Origin of the sequence: Halomonas sp. AOP43-A1-21, from assembly GCF_052376775.1 — a bacterium.
Lineage (GTDB): Bacteria > Pseudomonadota > Gammaproteobacteria > Pseudomonadales > Halomonadaceae > Vreelandella > Vreelandella colorata.
In genome coordinates, this window is record NZ_JBQSWC010000004.1 from 143,193 (window position 1) to 164,345 (window position 21,153).

General features: G+C 59.3%; 17 protein-coding genes, 1 pseudogene and 2 CRISPR repeat arrays (1 of these 20 cut by a window edge). Of the genes and pseudogenes, 14 read left to right on the plus strand and 4 right to left on the minus strand.

The features are described from left to right. Positions 1-229: a CRISPR direct-repeat array (repeat unit 29 nt; unit sequence CCGTTCCCCACAGGCGTGGGGATGAACCG) (it extends 1,876 nt beyond the left edge of the window). Positions 230-347: 118 nt separating this feature from the next. From ACT3R7_RS04055 to ACT3R7_RS04115, 13 genes and pseudogenes are all read left to right on the plus strand, one after another. Continuing rightward, positions 348-626, plus strand: a complete 279-nt coding sequence (locus tag ACT3R7_RS04055) for a type II toxin-antitoxin system RelE/ParE family toxin (protein ID WP_192528222.1) — start codon at positions 348-350, stop codon at positions 624-626. A 147-nt stretch (positions 627-773) separates the two neighbouring features. Beyond that, the gene (locus tag ACT3R7_RS04060) at positions 774-1,058 is read left to right on the plus strand and encodes a HigA family addiction module antitoxin (RefSeq protein ID WP_225735997.1); all 285 of its coding nucleotides are present in this window, start codon (positions 774-776) and stop codon (positions 1,056-1,058) included. A gap of 388 nt (positions 1,059-1,446) precedes the next feature. Further along, on the plus strand, positions 1,447-1,821 hold the full coding sequence (locus ACT3R7_RS04065; protein WP_225735996.1) for a type II toxin-antitoxin system HicB family antitoxin: 375 nt from the start codon (positions 1,447-1,449) through the stop codon (positions 1,819-1,821). A gap of 240 nt (positions 1,822-2,061) precedes the next feature. Then, positions 2,062-4,740 (plus strand): CRISPR-associated helicase Cas3', encoded by a 2,679-nt coding sequence (gene cas3 / locus ACT3R7_RS04070; protein ID WP_192536591.1) that lies wholly within the window; start codon positions 2,062-2,064, stop codon positions 4,738-4,740. 83 nt (positions 4,741-4,823) lie between these two features. Next, positions 4,824-6,521: a type I-E CRISPR-associated protein Cse1/CasA gene (gene casA, locus ACT3R7_RS04075; RefSeq protein ID WP_193091092.1), complete on the plus strand. Its 1,698-nt coding sequence runs from the start codon at positions 4,824-4,826 to the stop codon at positions 6,519-6,521. Further along, entirely contained in the window at positions 6,518-7,213 is a 696-nt protein-coding gene (gene casB / locus ACT3R7_RS04080; RefSeq protein WP_192536589.1) for a type I-E CRISPR-associated protein Cse2/CasB, read from the plus strand. The genes casA and casB overlap by 4 nt, the downstream gene beginning before the upstream one ends. A 69-nt stretch (positions 7,214-7,282) precedes the next feature. Further along, positions 7,283-8,377 carry a type I-E CRISPR-associated protein Cas7/Cse4/CasC gene (cas7e, locus tag ACT3R7_RS04085; protein WP_192536588.1) on the plus strand — a complete coding sequence of 365 codons (1,095 nt, stop codon included), beginning with the start codon at positions 7,283-7,285 and terminating at the stop codon, positions 8,375-8,377. Positions 8,378-8,388: 11 nt separating this feature from the next. After that, positions 8,389-9,171: a type I-E CRISPR-associated protein Cas5/CasD gene (cas5e, locus tag ACT3R7_RS04090; protein ID WP_192536587.1), complete on the plus strand. Its 783-nt coding sequence runs from the start codon at positions 8,389-8,391 to the stop codon at positions 9,169-9,171. Next, a complete protein-coding gene (gene cas6e / locus ACT3R7_RS04095; RefSeq protein ID WP_192536586.1) occupies positions 9,171-9,869 on the plus strand; it encodes a type I-E CRISPR-associated protein Cas6/Cse3/CasE in 699 nt (232 codons plus the stop codon). The genes cas5e and cas6e overlap by 1 nt, the downstream gene beginning before the upstream one ends. A gap of 3 nt (positions 9,870-9,872) precedes the next feature. Further along, complete coding sequence (locus ACT3R7_RS04100) at positions 9,873-10,256, plus strand: hypothetical protein (protein ID WP_496198837.1); 384 nt, start codon at positions 9,873-9,875, stop codon at positions 10,254-10,256. 15 nt (positions 10,257-10,271) lie between these two features. Continuing rightward, a pseudogene (gene cas1, locus ACT3R7_RS04105) lies at positions 10,272-10,793 on the plus strand (CRISPR-associated endonuclease Cas1); the annotation flags it as partial. Position 10,794: 1 nt separating this feature from the next. Then, entirely contained in the window at positions 10,795-11,091 is a 297-nt protein-coding gene (gene cas2e / locus ACT3R7_RS04110; protein ID WP_106375122.1) for a type I-E CRISPR-associated endoribonuclease Cas2e, read from the plus strand. 110 nt (positions 11,092-11,201) lie between these two features. Continuing rightward, a CRISPR array of direct repeats spans positions 11,202-16,301; the repeat unit is 29 nt; unit sequence CCGTTCCCCGCAGGCGCGGGGATGAACCG. A 252-nt stretch (positions 16,302-16,553) separates the two neighbouring features. Continuing rightward, the gene (locus tag ACT3R7_RS04115) at positions 16,554-17,093 is read left to right on the plus strand and encodes a DUF1176 domain-containing protein (protein ID WP_192536584.1); all 540 of its coding nucleotides are present in this window, start codon (positions 16,554-16,556) and stop codon (positions 17,091-17,093) included. A 173-nt stretch (positions 17,094-17,266) separates the two neighbouring features. Here the strand turns inward: ACT3R7_RS04115 and ACT3R7_RS04120 are convergent, their stop codons facing one another. After that, the gene (locus ACT3R7_RS04120; protein WP_192536583.1) at positions 17,267-17,725 is read right to left on the minus strand and encodes an Lrp/AsnC family transcriptional regulator; all 459 of its coding nucleotides are present in this window, start codon (positions 17,723-17,725) and stop codon (positions 17,267-17,269) included. Positions 17,726-17,850: 125 nt separating this feature from the next. On the opposite strand from ACT3R7_RS04120, the gene ACT3R7_RS04125 reads away from it, so the two are divergent. Next, positions 17,851-18,780, plus strand: a complete 930-nt coding sequence (locus tag ACT3R7_RS04125) for a nucleoside recognition domain-containing protein (protein WP_192536582.1) — start codon at positions 17,851-17,853, stop codon at positions 18,778-18,780. Between the two features lie 80 nt (positions 18,781-18,860). On the opposite strand, the gene ACT3R7_RS04130 is transcribed toward ACT3R7_RS04125, so the two are convergent. The 3 genes from ACT3R7_RS04130 to ACT3R7_RS04140 form a co-directional block, all read right to left on the minus strand. Next, complete coding sequence (locus ACT3R7_RS04130) at positions 18,861-19,553, minus strand: uracil-DNA glycosylase family protein (RefSeq protein WP_192536581.1); 693 nt, start codon at positions 19,551-19,553, stop codon at positions 18,861-18,863. A 34-nt stretch (positions 19,554-19,587) separates the two neighbouring features. Then, a complete protein-coding gene (gene pcsA, locus ACT3R7_RS04135; RefSeq protein WP_018917070.1) occupies positions 19,588-20,337 on the minus strand; it encodes a phosphatidylcholine synthase in 750 nt (249 codons plus the stop codon). A 157-nt stretch (positions 20,338-20,494) separates the two neighbouring features. After that, a complete protein-coding gene (locus tag ACT3R7_RS04140; RefSeq protein WP_018917071.1) occupies positions 20,495-21,103 on the minus strand; it encodes a DNA-3-methyladenine glycosylase I in 609 nt (202 codons plus the stop codon). Positions 21,104-21,153: the final 50 nt, after the last annotated feature.

Sequence of the window (21,153 nt, forward strand, 5' to 3'; positions counted from 1 at the left end):
ACTGCGCTATTAGTGAACCGTTCCCCACAGGCGTGGGGATGAACCGCAGGAATGATAATTTCACAGCTCACCCCGAGTCCGTTCCCCACAGGCGTGGGGATGAACCGCAGGAATGATAATTTCACAGCTCACCCCGAGTCCGTTCCCCACAGGCGTGGGGATGAACCGCAAGGATATAGCTGGAGCGGCTTCGCATGACCCCGTTCCCCACAGGCGTGGGGATGAACCGTATATATAAAAAGAAGGGGTATAAGGGTGTACACATAATGCCTATTCATTATTGATGCGTGTGGCGTTACGCGCTACAATTTATGCAGGCTCGGCGGCAAGGGAGGCAAAGCGATGCGATGATAAAGAAAATCAAGCACAAAGGCCTGAAACGGCTTTATGAGCGGGGGGAGCCCCAAGGAGTACAGCCTAACCATGTAGACGATTTAAGAGACATACTGGCAGCACTGGATGCCGCAACCAAGCCAAACGATATGGATTTACCAGGTTTTGATTTCCATGGCTTGAAAGGTGATAAGAAGGGCTTTTTTTCAGTGCATGTAAACGGTAATTGGGTAGTGATATTTACGTTTGATGGGGAAGATGCACACCTTGTTGACTATTTAGACTACCACTGACGGCGGCGCTCCTTGATAACCGATACGATACGGTTATCAAGGTCCACCGAATGGGATGGTTTCGCCACTTGAGCGGTAGCCACGATTGCACAGCCTCTAAATATACAGATTAAAAATATTGTGCATGATGATGATGAGGATAACGTGATGACAATGATGAATCCGCCGCACCCAGGCAGCTTGTTACGCCGCCGGATCGTGCCCGCGCTGGGGCTGAATGTCACTGATTTTTCCAAGAAACTAGGTATGTCCCGCACAGCGGTATCCCGCGTTTTGCATGAGCATGCCAGCATTTCCCCTGATTTTGCGGTTAGGCTTGAGCATGGCGGTATTGGTAACGCTAAGCACTGGATGACCATGCAGACCAACTACGACCTATGGCAAGCCGAGCATAAAGAGCAAAATCATATTGAAAGAATCGCTGCTGTTTGAATTAGTAAGTTACTAATTCACCAGTTTAAAGCTCAACGGATCGTGCCGTTGGGCTTTTTTTGCTTGGGAACTAGATAATGGAGGCTATATGAACGTTGATAGGCTCGACTATTTTGCAGGTTTGGCAATGCAGCAATTCCTGATACCGACAATGAACTTGCAATCGATTTCGACCATGGGCAGATAGCGTATGATGCCTATTCACTAGCCAAAGTCATGGCAGAAGAAAGAGAACGACTGGAAGAAGAGGGTTATAGATAATCCGTTCCTCACAGACGTGGGGATGAACCGCTCTTCATGGGTCGCCCTCCGGCATGGATGGCGACTCAGGTAGCCCGGTCGTTCAGGAAGTAAACCATGCAATATCCGATTGCTATCGAATGGGGTGATGAGCACACCGCCACCGGTATCGTCATATCCGGATATTCCCGGGGCCGTGACCGCGGTTGACACGACCGAACACGCCTATGAAATGGCGGTGGAAGTGGCCCATATCCAGCTGGAAGAATTAGCCAACGAAAATAAAGATATCCCCATGCCCCGCAGCATTGCGGAGCATCGTAAGAATCCAGAGTTTGAGGGGTATGGCTGGGGGATTATCGATATTGATATCTCTCCCTACCTGGGTAAAACCAAAAAGGTGAATGTGACGCTGCCAGGTCATGTCATCCGCCAGATCGACAAATACGTTACTACGCACGGTATTAAAAGCCGCTCTGCGTTCATTGCCTCGGCGGCATTGGAAAAGCTGACCCACGCGTAACGAATAGCCTGACTCAATGAGGCAGGCGTATTGATGTGGCGACGCTGAAGCCGCAGGCCAAATGGAAAACCCGCTCTCGACCGAGAGCGGGTTTTTTCATGATGACGCAACGCGTTCACCCAACGGTCGTTTTGGACCTTCCCTTCAACTTGTAGACACGCTATCGTCGGTTTTGGTCAGTTCGCTAATTTTACTGAGCGAGCGTGGCTGTCATCCTGATCAAGGGAGAATGTTCTGGCCATGCCGACTCGATCTTCACGTTTGCCGGTCTATCACCGCTATGCCGGCAAGGCCCTGCCGGGGCAGGCGGGAGATGCTTGCCATCTGCTGGCCTGGCATAGCCTGGATGTAGCGGCCGTTGGTTGGCAGCTACTTGCGCCTGAGCGCCCCTTGACGAAGCAGCTGGCCGCGCAGCTGGGCATCGAGCCCGAGCCATTACGGCAGCTGATGGTTTTTTTATTGGGGCTTCACGACCTGGGCAAGTTCTCCCGCGCCTTTCAGGAGGTGCTGAAACTCTCGCTCGACGGTATGGCGCCGCCGCAAGGCAAGCCCTATCAGCAGCGTCACGACCGTTTGGGTGTGTTGCTCTGGGATGCTTGCTGGAAAGCGTGGCGCAAGGAGGGTGTATTGCACTGGCCAGAAAGGGAGGCGCCTGCCAGAAAGTTGTTGGAACCAATAGATAGTTTGATGGCACCGTTTTTCGGCCACCATGGTCGCCCTGTAGCCACCGGCCAACTGGCGTTTGCGGACTTTTTCGTCAACGACGGCGAGCTTGACGATGCTGTGGCTGCAGGCAGTTTCGTCGCCGACTGGGCCGCATTGGTCGAGCCCGACTGGCCGGTTGAAAAACTGCTGGATGAAGAGTGGCTGGCGCGTTTCAAGACTTTGAGCTGGACAATAGCCGGCTGGGCGACGCTTAGCGACTGGCTGGGCTCGCACCGCGACTACTTTCCCTACTGCCAAAAGGCGATGGCGCTGGGCGATTACTGGCCTAAAGCGCTTTTCCAGGCCGAGGCGGTGCTGAGGGCCACCGGGTTTGGTCGCCCGCCCACGCCGACCCCCTACGCAGGCCTCGATCAGTGGTTTGCAGGCAAGGTGACACCGACCCCGCTGCAGAAGAAGGCAGAAGATCTGCCGCTCCAGGCCGGACCGCAGCTGTTCATCCTTGAAGACGTGACCGGCGCAGGCAAGACCGAAGCCGCCTGCATTCTAGCCCAGCGCCTGCTGGCCGCGGGCCACGGCGAGGGCCTCTATTTTGCCTTGCCCACCATGGCCACCTCCAACGCCATGTACGCCCGCCTGGGCAATCTTCATCATCACTTTTACAGCAGCGCATCAAAGCCTTCGTTGGTGCTTGCCCACGGGGCGCGCGAGCTCAATGAGGATTTCGAGCGCGCGGTGACGGCCACCCAGCCAGAAAACGACGATTACGATGCTCTTGATGCAAGCGCCTCGACCCAGTGCAATCGTTGGCTGGCGGACTCCAACAAGAAGGCGCTGTTGGCCGATGTGGGGGTGGGCACTATCGACCAGGCGCTGATGGGCGGCTTACCGTTTCGCCACCAGTCGATGCGCTTGCTGGGGCTGGCGCGCAAGGTGCTGATCATCGACGAAGTCCACGCCTTCGACCACTACATGCAAACCCTGCTGCATCAGCTACTGGCCCACCACGCCCGCCAGGGCGGTAGCGTTATCCTGTTGACGGCCACGCTGCCACACGCCATGCGCGAGTCGCTTACGGCGGCGTGGCGCCACGGTCTTGGGGTTGAAACCAGCCCACTTGAAGCACACGACTACCCTCTGCTAACCCATTGCGGAAGGAGCGCTACCCACGAAGTGCCCGTCAAGACACGTCCGGAAGTCGCACGCCGTGTGGCAGTCGACTGGCTGGAAAGCGAAGACGAGGCTATCGAGCGTGTACTGGCCGCCGTAGAAGCGGGCGAGTGCATCGTTTGGGTGCGCAACACCGTCGACGACGCCATCCGCGCCTTCCAGCAACTGCGTGAGCACCACCCCGAGCCCGAACGCTGCCTGCTTTTCCACGCACGCTTTGCGATGCTAGACCGCCAGCGGATCGAGTCCGAGGTGATTCGTCGCTTCGGCAAGGAGTCCACGCCGTCACTGAGGCGTGGGCAAGTGATTGTTACAACGCAGGTTTTCCAAGAGAGCTTGGACTGTGATGCTGACCAGATGGTCAGTGACATCGCGCCCATTGACCTCTTGATCCAGCGCGCCGGTCGGTTGCAGCGCCACCAGCGCGGCGAACGTTCCGCGCCCGTGCTGCAGGTACTCGCGCCCGCGTGGAGCGATACCCCCGATGTGGACTGGTTGAGCCAAGCGCACCGCGGCACCCAGGCGGTTTATAAAGACACCTCGTTGATCTGGCTGACCCAGCGCGTGCTGCGCGAGCAGGGCGCCATCACCATGCCGGGTGAGGCGCGCAGCTTGATCGAGGGCGTTTACGCCGCCTCGACGGAGGACCTCCCGGAAGCGTTTGACCTGGCGCACTTCGAGCGCACCGGTATGGATAAATACGCGGTCTCGGTGGCCACCCATAACGCCCTGAATCTGGAAGATGGCTACCGCCTCAATGGCGATTTTGACCCGTGGCAGGAGGAGCGCGAGATGGGCACTCGGCTCAGCGACGAGCAAAGTGTCGAGGTCGTGCTACTCAAGCGTCGGGAAGATGAGCTGGTGCTCTGGGTAGAAGATCACCGCCACGCCGACCGACTGAGCCGATGTCGCCTGACGGAAAGCCAGGCCAGGAAACTAGCTCAACTGCCGGAGCGCTATACCGAGCAGTGGGAAACGCTACAGCAGCGCCACCGCGGGCTGCGCTTCGTGCAGCCGTGGCTGCCTGAGGAGGAGGATACTTGTGGTTACGACGCACAGTGGGGTGTGAGTTTTGAACAAAAATAGACGTTGCCATTTCACTGAAAGACAAGTGATACAAGGTAATCAAAAGAACGCTTAACGCCAAAATTAACGCACGTGAGGTGCCGATGAATCTACTCACAGACCCCTGGTTGCCCTTTCGGTATCGCGATGGCGATGGCCGAATCGCCTACCGCCCACCCTCGGCCCTCGCCGACCCGAATGTGCTCGACCTCGCACTTCCTCGCGCCGATTTCCAGGGCGCGGCCTGGCAGTTTTTGATCGCGCTGCTGCAGACGGCGATGACGCCCAAAAATACCGACGCCTGGCTGGATTATTATCAGACGCCGCCCAGCATGGCAAAGCTCGATGATCTGTTAGCGCCCTTTGCCTCTGCCTTCGAGCTGGATGGCGACGGCCCGCGATTCATGCAGGACCTGGACCCGTTGGACGACGTCAAGGACGCGCCGGTTGCCGGCCTTTTGATCGACTCGCCCGGCGCCAACGGCATCAAGAACAATACCGATTTCTTCGTCAAGCGCGGCCGGGTGGAAACTGCTTGCCCCGAGTGCGCGGCGCTGGCGCTTTATACCATGCAGATCAACGCGCCCGCCGGTGGCGCGGGCATTCGCGTTGGCCTGCGCGGCGGCGGGCCGCTGACCACGCTGATTCTGCCGGAAGACGACAGCAAACCACTGTGGGCGCGCCTCTGGCCCAACGTCATGCCCGCGGATGCGGTGGGCCAGCCGGGGCAGACATGGCGCGCGCCTGAAGCCTGCGATAGCGATCTGTTCTTCTGGATGAAGGATACCCGTGTCAGCGACAAGAAAGGCACCGAGGTTTTGCCCGAGCAGGTGCACCCCTTGCACGCTTTTTGGTCGATGCCCAGGCGCTATAGGCTGCTATTCGACGAGACGCCGGGCGAGTGCGACCTTTGCGGCCGCGAGGCGACACACCCGGTGCGCCGCCTGCGCGCCAAGAAGCAGGGCGCCAACTACGACGGCCCCTGGCGCCACCCGCTCACACCTTATCGCCGCCTTAATCCTAAAAAGCTCGATGAGCTACCGCTTTCCAGCAAGGGCCAGCCCGGGGGGCTTGGCTACCGCCACTGGCCGGGGCTGGTGCTGGAAGATGAAGCCGTTAGCGGCGCGCTGCCCGCCCGCGTGGTCACTCACCATCTGCAAAAGTATCGCCAGGTGGAGGCCGCGCGCGACGATGGCGAAGCGTTCGAAGCGCTGTTCAAGCGTACCCGGCTCTGGGTGTTCGGTTATGACATGGACAACATGAAGCCGCGCGGCTGGTACAGCGTGGAAATGCCGCTGGTGGGCGTGCCCGAGGGGCAGCAGGAAACGCTGCGCGGCTGGGCCAAGCGCTTCGTCGACTTGGCCTCGGAGATCAGCTGGACGCTGCGCAATCAGCTCAAGCGCGCCTGGTTCAAACGCCCTGAAGATGCCAAGGGTGATATGAGCCAGATCGACGCCCAGTTTTTCGAGGCGACTCAGCTGGCATTTTTCAGCGCGCTGCGCGAGATGGGGGAGGCGCTACTCGATGAAACGCCGACGCTCTCGCCCGAGACTCATCGCCAGTGGTACCTGGCGCTCAAGCGTGAAACAGTGGCGCTGTTCGATGCCCAGGCCATCAGCGGTCCGCTGGAAGGCATGAAGATGCAGCAGCTCGAGCGCATCACCAGCGCGCGGCGCTATCTGCTGGCGTATCTGAACGGCAGTGGCAAAAAGGTTGGCAAGACGGTGCAGACATTTGCCGAGATCGGCGATTTTGATCTGAAGGCGCCCAGGATTGAACGCAATGAGGAGAGCCCTGCATGAGTGAGGTAGAAAAAACGCCGCCGCAAGCGCCGGATGAAAAGGCCACAAAGGGCGATGCGGTAGAAGATTACTGCTACGCGCTTACCCCTGATGAGGCATATATGCTGCGTCGCTGGTGGCAGCGGCTGACGCTCGACCCTCCTGCGTTGAAAAAGATCACCGAGGCACCCGGCTATCTGCGAGGCGTACGCGCCGCGTTGCGCCGCTGCGACACCATCGAGTCGGTCATGCTGACCGAAGCATTCCGTCATCTCTGGCAGGCGCTTGAGTCGAAGGCATGGAAAGAGACGCCAACGGGGAGATCAAACCGACAGCGTGCTCAGCGTCTTGAGGTATGGGCGACTATTGCCGCCGTCGCGAGTGAGCTGCGCGCCGAAACGTTCGATGCTCCTCTGGGCAAACGCCTGGGCGAGAAGCGCCCCAATACCGGTGATACCCCGCGAATGAGTGATCTGCGCTTTCAGCAGCTGCTCGATTGCCATGCCTCTGAGGAACTGATTCGCCGTTTTCGACGGGCGCTCAAGCTCGCGGATAACGCCGGCGTCAGCGTGGTGCGTCTGGCCGATATGGTCGCGCTCTGGGATCGCGAGCAGCGCGGGCAGTACCGCGCCGAGGCCACCCAACGCTTCGCCTTCGTCATGAGCGATGCCTATTTCCAGGCGCGAGCGTTAAAGCCGACCACGGGCGACTGAACGGCAACGGTCACTTATCAACAACCACTGTTTCGGCATTCGGCACATTTTTTATTCAGGAATCCCATCATGAGCCACTTTATCCAGCTTCACCTTCTGACCTCTTACCCGCCTTCCAACCTCAACCGCGACGACCTGGGCCGCCCCAAGACGGCGTTCATGGGCGGCGCCCGACGGTTGCGTGTCTCCTCGCAAAGCCTCAAACGCAACTGGCGCACTTCTGATCTGTTTGAAGCGGCGGTCGATAGTCACAAGGGCACGCGCACCAAGCGCTTGGGGGGAGAGGTTTTCAAGCGTATGAGAGCTGCTGGCGCCGACGAAAAGCTGGCGGGTAACAGTGCGGAGAAGATCGCCGGCGTCTTCGGCAAGCTGCGCAAGGTCGACAAGGGCGAAAAGCACGAGTACGAAATCGAGCAACTGGTCCACGTCGGCCCGGAAGAAGTGGCTGCGCTGGAAGCGCTTGCCGATACCCTGGCCGCAGAGAAACGTGAGCCGACCGACGAAGAGCTTAAGGCCCTGCTTGCCCGGCGGCCCACCGCCGTCGATGTGGCGCTGTTTGGGCGGATGCTTGCTGGCGCGCCGAGCTATAACGTCGAAGCGGCCTGCCAGGTTGCCCACGCCATTACCGTGCACGCCGCCGAGGTAGAGGACGACTATTTCACCGCCGTCGATGACCTCAACAGCGGCGATGAAGACCGCGGTGCGGCACATATTGGCGAAGCCGGGTTCGCCGCCGGTCTGTTCTACCTCTACCTCTGTATTGATCGGGATCTTCTGATCGCGAACCTCCAGGGAAATACCGATCTGGCCGACCGTGCCATTGGCGCGCTGGTGGAATCTGCCGTCAAGATCTCCCCCAAGGGTAAGCAGAACAGCTACGGCTCTCGTGCCCACGCCAGCTACGTCTTGGCGGAAAAGGGCGATCAGCAGCCGCGTTCGCTGTCGGCATCGTTTCTGCAGCCTGTCATGAGCGAAGGTCAGGGCGTCGAAGCGATTAGAAAACTGGAAACCCAGGCCCAGGCATTTGATGACGCTTACGGCGCAGGCGCGGATCGGCGCTTTATTCTCTCGGCAACGCCCGAGTACGAAACGCCAGCCCTGAAAGGCGACATTCAGCGCGGCAACCTGCAAGCGTTGCTGACCTTCCTCAAGGGCGACGACTAAGCGGAGGCGATATGCCACACCATCTGGTTTTTCGCCTCTATGCGCCCATGGCGAGCTGGGGCGAGGCCGCCGTTGGCGAGACGCGGCCGACGGCCACCTACCCAAGCCGTAGCGCCATTCTGGGGCTGATCGGGGCGGCGCTGGGTATCAAACGCGACGACGATGACGGTCAGCGCCGCCTGCGCGAAGGCCTTCAGGTCGCGGTCAAGCAGCGCTCTCCGGGGCTTTTAATGCGCGATTATCACACCGTGCAGATGCCTTCTTCGCAATCAAAGGTAACCCACCGCACCCGCCGCGAGGAGTTGGCGGTGCCTAAAGAAGCGCTCAATACCATTCTCTCCTCAAGAGACTACCGCTGCGACGGGTTATGGAGCGTGGCGGTGCGGCTTACCGCGCATGCCTCCTGGTCGCTGGGGGAATTAAAGGCGGCGCTGGAAAAGCCCCGTTTTCCGCTCTATCTCGGCCGCAAGGCGTGCCCTCTGGCCGCGCCTTTGTTACCCACAGTGGTTGAGGCCAGCCATTGGCGCCAGGCGCTGGATCACCGCTTTGAAAGCGCATTGGACCCGGAGCGCACCTGGCTTGCGATGATCGGTAACGAGAAGAAGGACCAGCAACTATTACGCCTGCCCGAGCAAGTGCTTTACGCCTGGGAAGGCGATGCCGATGCACTCGATGGCAGCGATACAGCCAACGAATCTAGCGAGGTGTGGGACGAGCCGCTGCACCGCCGGCGCTGGCAGTTCGGCCCCCGCCTTGAACACCGGCGCACCGAGAAAGTGGAAGGAGAGCGCTAATGTATCTTTCAAGTGTCAGGCTGGATCTCAATAGCCTCACCCGCGCCGAGCTGTTTGATGTACTGGAAGGCGGCGCTTATACCGCTCACCAGTTGCTCTGGCAGCTATTTCCCGAGGTACCCAAAGGCGAGCGGCCGTTTATCTTTCGCCAGGAAATGGAAGAAGACGCCAACGGTAAAAGCGCCGGGTTGCCGCGATTCTATGTCTACTCGACCCAGGCTCCGGAAGCCATGGATGGGTTTGAGGTGCAGTGCAAGGCGTTCTCGCCTCAGCTCGTTAAAGGTGAACGACTGGCCTTTCGTCTGCGTGTTAACCCCACCATCGCGAAACCGGCGGGCGAGGGCCGTCGCTCTTGCCGCGCCGATGTGTTGATGGATGCGCGCTACCCCTTCCCAAAAGGGGAGCGGACGAGCCAGGCCTGCATCGAGGCAATGGACGCGGCGGCGCGCCAGTGGCTTAAAAGCCGTGCTGAAAGCTTCGGTTTCACGCTGCCGGTCAGGCCAGAAGTAGGTGCTTACCGCCAGCACGCGCTGAGCAAGAAAGAGGGCGGGCAACCTATCCGCTACTCCAGTGTGGACTACGAAGGCCTGCTGGAAGTGACCGACCCCGCGCTGCTCAATGAAGCGCTGCAACACGGCATTGGCCGTGCCAAGGCGTTTGGTTGTGGAATGCTGTTGCTGCGCCGCGTACCGGAGTGACCCATGAGCTTCATTCCCCTCAAGCCCATCCCCCTCAAGGATCGCATGTCGATGATCTTCGTCGGCATGGGCCAGATCGACGTGCGCGACGGCGCGTTCGTCGTCATCGACGAGGTCAACGGCGAGCGCATGCACATTCCCGTGGGCTCGGTGGCGTGTTTACTGCTCGAACCCGGCACGCGGGTCTCTCATGCGGCGGTCAAGCTGGCAGCGGTGGTAGGCACGCTGCTAATTTGGGTGGGCGATGCGGGCGTGCGGCTCTACAGCGCCGGCCAGCCCGGCGGCGCGCGTTCCGATAAGCTGCTCTATCAGGCCCAGCTGGCGCTGGATGAAAGCTTGCGGCTCAAGGTCGTGCGCAAGATGTTCGAGCTGCGCTTTGGCGAGTAGCCGCCTTCCCGGCGCAGCGTCGAACAGCTACGTGGCATCGAAGGCGCACGGGTACGCAAGACCTACCAGATGCTTGCCAAGCAGTACGGCCTGAAATGGCAGGGGCGGCGTTATGATCCGAAGCAGTGGGACGCCTCGGACGTGGCCAACCAGTGCCTCTCGGCGGCCACTGCCTGCCTCTATGGGATTACCGAAGCGGCGATTCTAGCCGCGGGCTACGCCCCGGCCATCGGCTTTTTACATACCGGCAAGCCGTTGAGCTTCGTCTATGACATCGCCGATATCGTCAAATTCGAAACCGTGGTCCCGGCGGCGTTTCGCATCGCGGCCAAGAACCCGCCCATGCCGGAGCGCGAGGTACGCATTGCTTGCCGCGATGCCTTCAAGCAGACCCGGCTGCTCCAGCGCATTATTCCCATGATCGAAGAGGTGCTGGCGGCAGGCGAGGTCGAACCGCCACCACCACCGGCCGATGCCGTGCCGCCTGCCATCCCCGAGCCGACATCAATAGGCGATAGCGGCCACAGGAGTCATTAACATGGCCATGCTCGTCGTCGTCACCGAAGCAGTGCCACCCCGCTTGCGTGGGCGGCTCGCCGTCTGGTTGCTGGAGATTCGCGCCGGTGTCTATGTGGGGGATGTCAGTAAGCGTATCCGCGAAATGATCTGGGAGCAGATCGAGGTCTTGGCCGAGGAGGGCGGCAACGTCGCCATGGCCTGGGCCAGTAATCACGAATCCGGCTTCGAGTTTCAGACCTTCGGCGATAACCGCCGCGTTCCCATCGACCATGACGGACTACGCTTGGTGCGTTTTTTGCCACCCATGGATAAGTAGCTGTTTTTAATGCTCTTTAATAATATAGAGCTGTTCAAAAAATGACCAAAATCGCTGGTGGATTTTCCACTGGCGATTTTTCTTTTTGAAAACAATTGACTACAATTAGACCGTTCCCCGCAGGCGCGGGGATGAACCGTTCGGCATCATCTTCGGGTAAGTACCCTGCTGCCGTTCCCCGCAGGCGCGGGGATGAACCGACCATGTATTGGACTTAGTTTTACCGACTGGTCCGTTCCCCGCAGGCGCGGGGATGAACCGGCTGGATTGATGTTTTGTAGCGACATGCCGCCCCGTTCCCCGCAGGCGCGGGGATGAACCGTTCGTCGACCCAGCTTGATAGCCAGCCTTGAACCGTTCCCCGCAGGCGCGGGGATGAACCGTATTTCAAATTGGTGCGGATGGGGAGACTCGACCGTTCCCCGCAGGCGCGGGGATGAACCGCAGCTGGTAGCGATGGAGTTGAATCACAACGACCGTTCCCCGCAGGCGCGGGGATGAACCGCCAGCAATGGGCGGAAAGTGATGATCCGATAGCCGTTCCCCGCAGGCGCGGGGATGAACCGTGAATCAGACAAAGCTTTCGACACATCCTCGCCCGTTCCCCGCAGGCGCGGGGATGAACCGTCGCCGAAACCTTCTACTTCCCAATAAGCCCGCCCGTTCCCCGCAGGCGCGGGGATGAACCGCGATTGCGTGAGTTTTATAAGCGCGCTGGATTCCGTTCCCCGCAGGCGCGGGGATGAACCGTTATTCCAAAACCCTGGGAATTGTCTCCAGTACCGTTCCCCGCAGGCGCGGGGATGAACCGTATTCTCTCTCTTCTAATAGTTCTAATAACTGCCGTTCCCCGCAGGCGCGGGGATGAACCGTTCATAGGGTGCGTATGCCATGTTCTTCGAGGCCGTTCCCCGCAGGCGCGGGGATGAACCGCCATTCACCTTTGCCGGAATATCTGGGCATCGCCGTTCCCCGCAGGCGCGGGGATGAACCGGTTCCATCTAACCCCATTGGGCAAATTGGCGCCCGTTCCCCGCAGGCGCGGGGATGAACCGGTAGCGGCTGAGCTGTATCCGTTTCGGTTCAACCGTTCCCCGCAGGCGCGGGGATGAACCGCCTGCAACTCTGGCATACTCTTCTGCCGAAACCCGTTCCCCGCAGGCGCGGGGATGAACCGCCGGTGGTTTTCAAATTAGTGTTGGGCTCGGTCCGTTCCCCGCAGGCGCGGGGATGAACCGTGGATTGTGAAACCGGCCGTATTGAGTCTGAACCGTTCCCCGCAGGCGCGGGGATGAACCGCCGGTCACGTGGTCGCGCAGTGCGCCCGCCATGCCGTTCCCCGCAGGCGCGGGGATGAACCGTAATCGTGTTCGCCCCCGGCGGGGATCTCAACCCGTTCCCCGCAGGCGCGGGGATGAACCGGCTCTATTGAGAAACTGGGCTTCTTCGATGAGCCGTTCCCCGCAGGCGCGGGGATGAACCGTGTTGGCTGCTGGCCCTGGCGATTATGTCGCCCCCGTTCCCCGCAGGCGCGGGGATGAACCGGTCAACAAAGAGGCAGGCAAGGGTCTATCGAGCCGTTCCCCGCAGGCGCGGGGATGAACCGCCGCCTTTTTCGTCTTCCAGAATTTCAAAGCTCCGTTCCCCGCAGGCGCGGGGATGAACCGTATAGGGGCCACCTATGTATGCACATTGCACCCCGTTCCCCGCAGGCGCGGGGATGAACCGGGTGAAGCCAACTTCTCATCCAGGCGGACAAGCCGTTCCCCGCAGGCGCGGGGATGAACCGCAATGAACCTGTAGTGCGCCAGATTGAGCGAGCCGTTCCCCGCAGGCGCGGGGATGAACCGAGCCATTACATGGGCGACGCCTTCGATAGACGCCGTTCCCCGCAGGCGCGGGGATGAACCGCCATGCTGCTCGAGCAGATCAATAGCGCGCTGCCCGTTCCCCGCAGGCGCGGGGATGAACCGCAGGGTGGCCACGTCCTGTGGGGTCAGTAGTGCCGTTCCCCGCAGGCGCGGGGATGAACCGCGATCAGGACGTTAATCAGCAAGAGAACACGTCCGTTCCCCGCAGGCGCGGGGATGAACCGTTTTATTGGTCTTGCTCAAAGTCAACCACGGTCCGTTCCCCGCAGGCGCGGGGATGAACCGCTCCTGCAGCGCCCAGGTGCGGGCGTCGCGGGCCGTTCCCCGCAGGCGCGGGGATGAACCGCTATCGAATCTAAATCGGTTAATGTCGTTCCGCCGTTCCCCGCAGGCGCGGGGATGAACCGTCCAGACCTGTTGACGTTAGAATGCCGCTGAACCGTTCCCCGCAGGCGCGGGGATGAACCGGTTTATGGCTGGGACGATACGGGCGTCATGCGCCGTTCCCCGCAGGCGCGGGGATGAACCGTTTGAGCCAATACGCTCAACGGGATCGGTGGCCCGTTCCCCGCAGGCGCGGGGATGAACCGCATTTGCTGGGCCTGGCGGCGCTTGTCATAACCCGTTCCCCGCAGGCGCGGGGATGAACCGCACCGACGAAGGCATCATCTTCCCAAAGTTCTCCGTTCCCCGCAGGCGCGGGGATGAACCGCAGCCGACAGCACCCGCATCGCTTTACCGGGGCCGTTCCCCGCAGGCGCGGGGATGAACCGATATCATGGGTGTAGAGCTTCAAACTGCCCGTCCGTTCCCCGCAGGCGCGGGGATGAACCGAGTACGTACCAGCCCCAGGCCCATGCAGCAATCCGTTCCCCGCAGGCGCGGGGATGAACCGGCGGCAAAGTATTAACGCTGGATTGCCCCATCCCGTTCCCCGCAGGCGCGGGGATGAACCGCTGTTCGGGGGTGTAGGCCATGGGGTATTGCTCCGTTCCCCGCAGGCGCGGGGATGAACCGGGTAAGTGGTGCAGCTAAGTTCAACGACGCGCCCGTTCCCCGCAGGCGCGGGGATGAACCGCGTTATCGCAGCGGCCTCGCCAATCTCGCTATCCGTTCCCCGCAGGCGCGGGGATGAACCGATTTCGGGTTTGCAGGGGTAGAACTCGCCCTTCCGTTCCCCGCAGGCGCGGGGATGAACCGGTCGAGAACAATCCGAACTTGATCCAAAAATGCCGTTCCCCGCAGGCGCGGGGATGAACCGGTATCAATCGCTTGGACAGCTAACACGCATCTCCGTTCCCCGCAGGCGCGGGGATGAACCGCCGACGCCCGTGAAGACCGCGAAAGCGGACGACCGTTCCCCGCAGGCGCGGGGATGAACCGTCTTCAGGGTAGATGTCGAACTTATTGACGAGCCCGTTCCCCGCAGGCGCGGGGATGAACCGCCGGTGCGCTTTAAGCAGCGGGATCAGCAGTGCCGTTCCCCGCAGGCGCGGGGATGAACCGCTAAAGGATCTGGCTCCCGCTCAGAAAGCCAACCCGTTCCCCGCAGGCGCGGGGATGAACCGGGTGGCTTTATAGTCCATTCGCTAAATAGGTCCCGTTCCCCGCAGGCGCGGGGATGAACCGTCTTGATCGAAGACCTGGTTCGCATCGATGGTCCGTTCCCCGCAGGCGCGGGGATGAACCGGGCTCAACGTAAACGCTATGGGCCGGAAAATGCCGTTCCCCGCAGGCGCGGGGATGAACCGCGCGTTGTAATTGTTCGGTGTGTAGTGACTCGCCGTTCCCCGCAGGCGCGGGGATGAACCGTAATCGACATGGCTAAGCTGATCACCGGCGCGCCGTTCCCCGCAGGCGCGGGGATGAACCGGTGTTGAGTCAGAGGCTGAGCAGCACCGTATTCCGTTCCCCGCAGGCGCGGGGATGAACCGTTCCTGCGGGATCATCAATCTCCTCTTGAGTACCGTTCCCCGCAGGCGCGGGGATGAACCGCATGAATGATCGTTCTAAAGTGGAAGTGGGTTCCGTTCCCCGCAGGCGCGGGGATGAACCGATCGTAGAAATAGACAGCAGTAAGAGCAGGCACCGTTCCCCGCAGGCGCGGGGATGAACCGTCGGTTGAGGAACGCTACCAAGGCCAGATCAACCGTTCCCCGCAGGCGCGGGGATGAACCGCATTTTTTCGGCCAAGCAAGCAGCTGATGCGCCCGTTCCCCGCAGGCGCGGGGATGAACCGTCCGATGGGATAGCCACGACGCTTAGCGGCGCCCGTTCCCCGCAGGCGCGGGGATGAACCGCGTAGTGCTCTGGGAAGACGTAGTCGCCACTGCCGTTCCCCGCAGGCGCGGGGATGAACCGGGGCTGTGATGGTGACGAACAAACCGCGAATCCCGTTCCCCGCAGGCGCGGGGATGAACCGACGGCACGTTGACAAGTGCAGAAGGGCTTGATCCGTTCCCCGCAGGCGCGGGGATGAACCGTTGGTTTTTGACTGACTCCATGACCCTAAGTGCCGTTCCCCGCAGGCGCGGGGATGAACCGGCAGAGCTGTACAAACACTTCCAGTGGGTGATCCGTTCCCCGCAGGCGCGGGGATGAACCGCCGCCTGGGTGAAGAAGTTGCAGGCAGTGCTACCGTTCCCCGCAGGCGTGGGGATGAACCGATCGTTCAGGCCGAAGCTGAATTTCTACAATACCGTTCCCCGCAGGCGCGGGGATGAACCGTTGGGAATGCCCGCGGCGAAATATTCAGGATCCCGTTCCCCGCAGGCGCGGGGATGAACCTGGGCGCTGCAAGAGGCAGCGGGAGGCCTACAGGCCGTTCCCCGCAGGCGCGGGGATGAACCGTGGGGAGAGGTTGAGGCGGCGGATTTTGAATCCCCGTTCCCCGCAGGCGCGGGGATGAACCGAGATCGGCCTGAGCTTTCCGCCCGCGGCTATGCCGTTCCCCGCAGGCGCGGGGATGAACCGCCATTCTCGCCACGATCAGGGATATTGCTATACCGTTCCCCGCAGGCGCGGGGATGAACCGGATGCAGGTAGTGGCCAGGTTTTAGGTACGGACCGTTCCCCGCAGGCGCGGGGATGAACCGCCCTTAGAACACTTCGCGAAATGGAAGTTGAGCCGTTCCCCGCAGGCGCGGGGATGAACCGTGCATGGGCCATGGTACGCAAGCGCTCGACCGCCGTTCCCCGCAGGCGCGGGGATGAACCGAGGATGGGAAAGGGTAGGCTGACCGGCAGGAGCCGTTCCCCGCAGGCGCGGGGATAAACCGGGGCCAGTCCATAGGCTGGCAGGCGTAGCATCCCGTTCCCCGGAGACGCGGGGATGAACCGATATTTCTTTCTGCCAGCCGAGCCCAGGCGCGCCATTCCCCGCAAGCGCGCTGGCCACCGAGAAAGTCGCGCAGGTGTGCGAACACGCGGTTACCTTAACGGGTATGAAATGAGAAACGACGGTGCAACAGGCGGCTTGGGGATGGCGGCCTGGGCGAAATCGGAGTATCAAGTAGCGATGTTTTCAAGCGCGCATTTTCAAGTCGTGGCGAGTGGAAAACACGTCGCGCGAACCGTACGAAGGAGGTGGTCATGATGTTACGTTCACTGGGTTGGATGACGGCGGCGGCCATGGGCCTGTCGATCGGTTTCGCCAGCGCCCATGCCGGCGCGGAGCCAGCGAGCGAAGAGGCGTCAACAATGCCGGAAGCGGTCGCCGCGCAAGTGAGCGCTACCTGTGCCTCTATTGATGAATCGCTGGGTATTGCGCCCCAGCACTATGCGATCGACGATGAGATAGGCGGCGACCTGTGGCTCGTGCCGTGTAATGCAGGTGCTTACCAGATTTCTTATGAGGCGATTTATCAACCCGAAGATGCCGAACCGCGCAAGTTGCTGTTCGCCCTGTGGCGTGATGGCAGCTGGACCGGCACCGAGTTACTTTTCAACCCTGAATTCGACCCCGAAACTGGCGTACTGACCGACCAGTACAAGGACCGGGGCGCCGGTGGCTGCGGCGGCGAGCGCACCTGGCAGTGGCAGGACGGCAATTTCCGGCTGACCGAGTATCGCGCTGTCGAGGCGTGTGAAGACGAGGCCAGCGAGTTTCCCGTGGTTTTCGAAGCTGAGTGATTCTTGATGCATCGGCATATTTAGGGCCGACTTAGAAGCCTTGAATGCTCGCTTTTGATAAAAGCGAGCATTTTTACGCCGGATAAAACCGTGCTTTCACACGCCATATCAAGATTAGAAACGGGTGATGGCATCATGCATGTGTTTCAAGTTTTCCTGCTGGCCTAGCTTAGCTAGTCGCCAAGTGGCAGGGAAATATCAAACTTGTGCCGCTTACGTGAAAGCAAGGTGCGAAATTTACGCATGTTGTCGTCGCTGTAAAGTACCTGGTCACAAAAGCGGTCATATTCGTCCAGGTCTTTCACGATCATGATCAAGATGAAATCGGACTCGCCGGTAACCTGGTAGCACTGCTTTACTTCTGGGGCACTGAGCGCCGAGTTTAAAAACCGCTGATAGAGCGCTTTATTATCCCGTTCCATGGTGACCTCTACCACCATATGCAGACACTGACCCAAGGCATTAGGGTTTAAAAGCGCTACTTCACGATCAATGATTCCCGCCGCGCGCAGTCGATTGACTCTTTTAAGACAGGCCGAGGGTGAAAGCCCTATCGCGTCAGCCAACGCTTGATTAGTCATGCCAGCATCTAACTGAAGCTGATTGAGAATGCGGCGATCAAGGCTATCCATGAAATTTAATTTAAAATCCTGGTCGATTAAGAACAAATATTGATTTATTTGGCCATCTTGGAACGAAGATTCTGCATAGCTCCAATTACTATAACCGTTGTTAAAACAATGGCAATGGGGGAGACATGCAGCACCAAAATTATCGGATAGTTGATTGGGCTAGAAGTATTAGCCACCAGTCGTGGCAGGTTTACGTCAGGCTGTTAAAAATCCTGGTGCCTGCACTGGTGGTCGTAAAGATTCTTCAGCAACTGGGCCTGGTCCAGTGGATAGGTGGGGCGCTTGCGCCCTTGATGGGGCTTCTGGGCTTGCCGGATTTCATGGGATTGGTGTGGGCCGCGGCGCTAATGACCAACCTTTACACAGCGATTGCTATTTTTTATCAAACGGTAGGCGATACGCCGCTAAGCGTGGCGCAGATATCTGTAATGGGAAGCCTTTTACTCATCGGCCATTCGCTCCCGGTTGAAGGCGCCGTTGCTAAATACGCCGGCGTTTCGTGGCGTGCGACGCTGTTGCTACGCGTGGGCGGCGCACTCTTGTTTGCCTGGCTAGTCCATGTTTTTTGTCGCTACGCCAACGTTTTACAAGGCCCAGCGTCGCTTGGCTGGCGGCCCTCGACAACGGTAGAACCTGACATTCTTGTGTGGACGGTCTCACAGCTTCAAACACTAGCTGCTATTTGGGTGGTGATCATTGCGCTGGTGGCGCTGCTTGATGTGCTGAAACGCTGGGGTGTAGAACGTTGGATACACCGCGGCCTGAACCCTTTGCTCAAGCTGTTAGGTATCGGGCCGCAAGCTGCCAGTATCACGGTCATTGGCTTCACATTGGGCCTTAGCTACGGCGCGGGGTTATTAATTCGGGATGTCAAAAACGGTATTTTAAGCAAACGCGATAGCGTGCTGGCGCTCTGTTTTCTAAGTCTTTGTCATAGCGTTATCGAAGATACGCTGTTGTTTGTAATGCTTGGGGCGGATATTTTTATCATATTAGCTGCAAGGCTAGGTTTTGCTGTGGTACTGGTGATGATCATAGCCCGGTGGCGGCCGTAAAAAAACCGACACGCGCCCGACCCACTGGTCCGGATCGGGCGTTCATTAAAAAGCGCGACGGCCTGTGTTCGAATCAAGGTCTATAGCGTCAGATTTCCCTGGCGTACATCCAGCTGTTCCAGACGACTTTTCAAAAGCTCTGGGAAGCGGGCGTACCAGGTCTGGTTGAGCGGCGAGGGGTGGGGGAGCGGGTAGAGCGTAAAATTGCGCGCCTCGCCTTGGGCATCTTCGAGCGTTACCTCGATGCTGCTTTCAAAGCGCTCGTCACTTTTCCAGAACGCCTCCAGGCGGTCGCGTTCTTCTTTTGAGCGGCCAATGCCAAACCACAGGAAAGCCTCGCGTCCCAGCGTGATCAGGTGCTTGCCCTCCCAGCTCGAGATCAGCACCTCGTTCATCAGGTCGTGAAAATGGCGCTTCACCTTCATCGACCACGCCTTGTTGCCTACCGGCTTGTAGGGCACGGTATTGATCCAGAAAAAGTGCTCGCCCACGGCGCGGGAGGCCTCGAAGTCCGGCATCTTCTCGCCATATAGTCGTTCATGAAGCGCCTTTCTCACCAACTGTCCGCCAGCGCCGATAAAGGGCTCCTGGTAGCGGACTTCCTCACGGCCCGGGTCGCGCCCGAAAAAGCCGATGCGCAGGTTCGGCTTGCCAAGGCCGATGATGGGCTCGAGCGGGTCGCGCTCGAAGCGCTCGTAGACCTCGACATCGATTCCTTCTATCTCGGCCGCCAGCGCTCTGAATTTTTTCTCCTGAGCCGGGGTCAGTGACATTGTTCAACCTCCTTGTTGGTTCCCATCGCTTGGTTTAGTCAAACCATTCCTGAGCCGTGCGCCATAAGCACATGCCGAAAAAATAGACGGATGTAAGACCCCATCCCCATAGAGCCCAAACGGCATGCTCGGGGCTCGAGAGGATGAGAAATGTTGCGCAGAGGCACCACACAAGCGTAATGGCGATGTTGAGCGGCATGAACTTGCGTACCCGGAAAGGGTGAAGGAACTTCATGCGCGTAACGGTGAGAATGGCCAGGCCGATAATCGCGGTAAACGTGATCCAGGGTGGGAAATCGAGAATATAAAAATAAGCGGCGGCGATATTCCACGCCGCGGGAAAGCCGACAAAGTAGTTGTCCTGGCTTTTCATATTGGTGTTACAGAAACAGAACATCGACGAGAGCAGGATAATAAACACCGCCAGCAGTGAGAAACCGGCCGGCAAATCGATAAAGTAGTAGATAAACAGGGCGGGAATAAACGCCCAGGTAAGATAATCAATGACCATATCCAGCGTTGAGCCATCGAAGTGCGGCAGGATGGTTTTCACTTCGTACTTGCGTGCCAACGTGCCGTCGAAGCCATCGACCATCATCGCCGCCCCCAGCCAAAGCAGACAAGCCACCGGGTTGTCATCGATCAGGGCCAATAGCGCCATGACGCCCAGCAGTACGCCGCTAGCGGTGAGAGCATGTACGCTCCATGCCTTGCATCGCGATGCGTGGGAGTCTGCTTGCGAAGAGAGCGGTTGAGCCACATTAAACCCCGTTGAGAACGTCATGTTCTGCTGCTGTTTGGTGTATGGATGAGCGTGTCAGTCAATACACTACTACAAGAAGGCGCACCGAGAACACGCAGGCCGTTGAGATACTCTTAGCATGGCCGTTTATCGTGTTATCCGCTAGGCGATAGTAAGAGTCCTAACGTATGTATAAGCCCTAAACGGGCCGCTGAAACTGCAGGCGTGCCTGCTCGGCGCGTTCACGCGTTACGCAGGTAAGTGAGTGGTCATTAAGTAGCCCCATCGCCTGCATCAACGCAAAGGCCGTAGTGGGGCCAATAAATTTCCAGCCGCGTTTCTTCAGCGCTTTGGAGAGCGCGATAGATTCAGGCGAGACGGTTTGGGTTTGCGGCGCTTTTAACGCATCGTGTGCTGGCTCAAAACGCCAGAAAAAGGCTGCCAGTGAACCCTCCTGTTCGACTAATTCCTGTGCCCGTTGCGCGTTATTGATCGCCGCCTCAATTTTGCCGCGATGGCGAATAATGCCCGCGTCTTGCAGTAAGCGCTGCACGTCTCGCTCATCAAAACGTGCGACCTGATGAAAGTCGAAGTGATGAAAGGCGGCGCGAAAATTTTCGCGCTTGTTGAGAATCGTCCGCCAGCTCAAGCCTGACTGAAAGCTTTCCAGGCAGAGCTTTTCAAACAGGCGCTGATCGTTATCAACGGGAAAGCCCCACTCATTATCGTGGTAGGGTAAAAACTCTGGCGCCCCGCCGCACCAGTAGCAGCGTGATTGTCCATCGGGGGCGATAAATTCGTTCGCCATAGTGATTCCCCTGTTTTAGTTATAAAAATATCAGGATTTATAAAGGTGTC